3 protein-coding genes and 1 pseudogene are annotated in these 3,209 nt (G+C 65.3%); 2 read left to right on the top strand and 2 right to left on the bottom strand.

From position 1 onward, the window contains the following. Positions 1-218: 218 nt before the first annotated feature. Both ABT296_RS38470 and ABT296_RS38465 read right to left on the bottom strand, forming a co-directional pair. Positions 219-742, bottom strand: a pseudogene (locus tag ABT296_RS38470) (type III polyketide synthase); the annotation flags it as partial. Between the two features lie 207 nt (positions 743-949). After that, on the bottom strand, positions 950-1,636 hold the full coding sequence (locus ABT296_RS38465; RefSeq protein WP_351934783.1) for an IS630 family transposase: 687 nt from the start codon (positions 1,634-1,636) through the stop codon (positions 950-952). A gap of 179 nt (positions 1,637-1,815) precedes the next feature. Between ABT296_RS38465 and ABT296_RS38460 the strand changes: the two genes are divergently transcribed. Both ABT296_RS38460 and ABT296_RS38455 read left to right on the top strand, forming a co-directional pair. Further along, a complete protein-coding gene (locus ABT296_RS38460; RefSeq protein ID WP_351934779.1) occupies positions 1,816-2,406 on the top strand; it encodes a DUF4383 domain-containing protein in 591 nt (196 codons plus the stop codon). 651 nt (positions 2,407-3,057) lie between these two features. Further along, the coding region (locus tag ABT296_RS38455; protein WP_351934781.1) for a ferrochelatase at positions 3,058-3,209 on the top strand (152 nt) is incomplete at its 3' end.

Raw genomic sequence — 3,209 nt, 5'->3', positions numbered from 1 at the left:
TCTGGGAAAAGCGACCGCTTTCTTCGCCCAGGACAAGATGAGGTAGACACCGCGGCACGGTGTCGTTTCATCGATGCGGAGAAGGCATCGGATACCAATCCTGCAGGTCACAGCGTTGCTTTTCTGTGCCGTGTGCTGGGAGTGGCCCGTTCCACCTACTACGCGCATCGGGCGTCCCGGCCGGCCCAGACGGTGCGGGAGCGGGCCGAGGAGGTGCTGGTGGGCTGGTAGCAGAGGGAGCAGAACTCGCAGGCCACGATGAGCGCGTTGGCCTTCGGCTAGGCCGTGCAGAAGTCGTGCGCCCGGTTGACCGCCGCGCCGCCCGCCGCGCATCCCAGCTGGGCGATCGGTATCTGACGGGTGGTGGGGTCGAAGCCCATCTCGTTGATCAGCCAGGCCGTCAGCGAGGGCATCATGAAACCCGTGCACGAGAGGTAGATGATCACGTCGACGTCGGTGGTGAGCAGTTCGGCGTCGTCGAGCGCCCGTTGCACGACGGCGGGGACCCGGGCCTTCGCCTCCGCGACGTAGATCTTGTTGCGGTCCTCGAAGCGGGGTGCTGCAGCGTCTTCTCGATCGGCTGCACGATGTGCCGGGTACGCACCCCCGTGTTCTCGATCAGGCGCAGCGCCAGCGGCAGTTGGGGGTGGTCGGAGTGGCGGGAGCGGGCCAGCTCCAGCGTCTCCTCCAACGTGATGACGTGTTCCGGAACGGACACGGAAGGTCTGCACAAGGTCGCCATGAACCGTGCCTGCTTTCGCCTCGAGGAGTGGTGTAGTCCACCTTCGCCCCGGGTGAGCGACATGGTCACGTTGAGATACTCCGAAAGCGCGCCTTCGGCTTCGGCAACGCGGTCTCGCGGACGTGTCGTTGTCCTCGATCCTCACCTTTGCCCGCTGTAGAGCTTTCTAAGGGGGGTCGGCCGCCCGCTACTAGTAGGTTGTCGCAGCTAATTTCTGGGGTATAGGTGGCGCAGTTTGATGCGTGCGTCGTGGGTGGTGAACTGCCAGTCCACCTGACGCTGGTCGGAGTTGGTGGCGTTCTGCCAGGCGGAGAGTTCGGTGTTGAGCGTGTCGAGGTCACCGATCCGGCGGTCGAGGCATTGGCGGGTCAGTGCGGAAAGTTCGATCTCGGCGATGTTGAGCCATGACCCGTGCTTGGGCGTGTGGTGGATCTCGAGGCGCTGGGCCAGGGCGAAGGCCTCTTCTGGTTCGAACGCCTCGTAGAGCGAGTCGATGCTGTGGGTGTTGAGGTTGTCCATCACCAGCACCACGGTCTCGGCTTCGGGATGGTCCACGCTCAGCAGCTGTTTGACCTGGCCGGCCCAGTCGGTCCGGGTCCGCCGGGCCAGTGCCTGGACCCGGCGCCACCCGCGTAAGGGTTCGGTCCACACGAAGATCGAGCATGTGCCGCAGCGGACGTACTCGCTGTCCTGGCGGGCGTCGTGACCTGGGCGGGCGGGGAGCGGGTCACGGACATGGCTGAGGAGCTGGTAGGGCTTCTCGTCCATGCACACGACCGGACGCGCCGGGTCGTAGGGCCGGGCACAGACGGCCAGCACGTCTTCCATCCGGGCCGCGAACTGCGCGTTCGCCCGTGGCGGGATGGTCCAGCACTTCTTCAGATGAGGACGCAGTTCCGTTAGGGCGAAAGGGTGAAAGATCGATCTATCGAGTGAAGGGCCGCATCCGGGCCGCAGATGTGTCGAGAAGTCCTCGCTGAAGCGTCACAAAAGGTGCCTCTGGGGCGTCGGTCCGCTACGGACTCGGCGTTCTTGGGGCTGAGTGAAGTGGCTCGAAGGCAAGGGAAACGATTGTGCGACTCAAGGATGAACTTCCCGTAGATCACCACCTCGCCACCGTGTACCGATGGGGCGCCGCCCTGTGCGGGTGCGTCCTGCTCGTGTTCGGCTGCCTGGGCTTCGCCGACGCGCTCAGTCCGTTCTCCACGTCCGGTGACCGGATCGTGGGGATGACCACCAATACCGCCTTGAGCGTGATCTCGGTGGTGACCGGACTTCTCCTCCTGACAGGGGCACTCGTCGGTGGGAACACGGCCTCCACCGTGAACATGACCGTGGGCGGTGCGTTCCTGCTCAGCGGCTTCTATCACCTGTTCGTGCTCGACCGTCCGGCCAACTTCCTGGACTTCGGCATGACCAACGTGATGTTCAGCTTTGTCATGGGGCTGCTGATCCTCACGTTCGGCATGTACGGAAGGGTGTCCAGCAAGCTGTCCCATGACAACCCCTATTGGCGCAGAAGGCACCCGCGCCAGGCCGCGGCGGAGTCGCTCGCGCGGCGTCGAGGGGGGGCGGCCGCGATTCCGGCCGGAGCGGAGATCGGTACGCCGGCAATGCTCCAAGGGACTTCCGCGCCCGAGCTCACGGAGGGTACTCGACGGTAAGCGGCGGATCGAAGCAAGCCCGACATCTTCAACCGCCGCGTGGTGACGGCGACGGCGCCTGCCTTCGCAGGAGAGGGCGTCGCGCCCATCCGGGCTGCGCGAATCTCCCGTACGCAGATTCTGCATCCATGCGCCTGACACCGGACGCAAGTTCCACCGGCCATGAGCGGTCGCCTCAGCAGGATGGGGTGACCACTCTCGGCATTCACGCCCGTGATGAACAGCAGGAGAAAGGACCGGCGTGTCACCGCCCAAGTACGTCACCGCCCTGACAGCTGCCATTTCGCTCGGTGTCATCGCAGCCGCCCCGTGCATGCTGCCCCCGAGAGGGTTGACCCCGGGGGCCTCCAGCGGCCGAGCTTCCGCACCACGCGTCAGGGCGGCGGGAAGAAGGCCACCAGCCAGCTCTGCTGAACCGCGCTGCCTTCACCATGCTCGTCTGCCTTCCGGTGCAGTTCTGAGACGATCCGCGAAGGCCGACGGATGGGCCTTGCCCCCAGGCTGCCGGCCGCCAGGTAATGCCCACTGCCGAGTGCTTCGGTGGAGATGTGCTGGACGTTCCACTGGCGAAGTGCATCTGCGCAGAAGGTCCGACCGGTACTCCCGGATGAACGTTTACCTGCACGGACATACAGATCCAAGAGGACCCTCGTGAACGCCACGCTGTCGACCCGCCCCTATGACGCCCTGCTCCTGCTGTCCTTCGGTGGCCCCGAAGGCCCGGACGACGTGGTCCCGTTCCTGGAGAACGTGACCCGGGGGCGGGGCATCCCCAAGGAACGGCTCAAGGAGGTCGGGCAGCA

This window comes from Streptomyces sp. NPDC000983 (genome assembly GCF_040299205.1).
In the GTDB taxonomy this organism is placed as follows: Bacteria; Actinomycetota; Actinomycetes; order Streptomycetales; family Streptomycetaceae; genus Streptomyces.
This window is presented reverse-complemented; position numbering and strand designations above follow the sequence as displayed.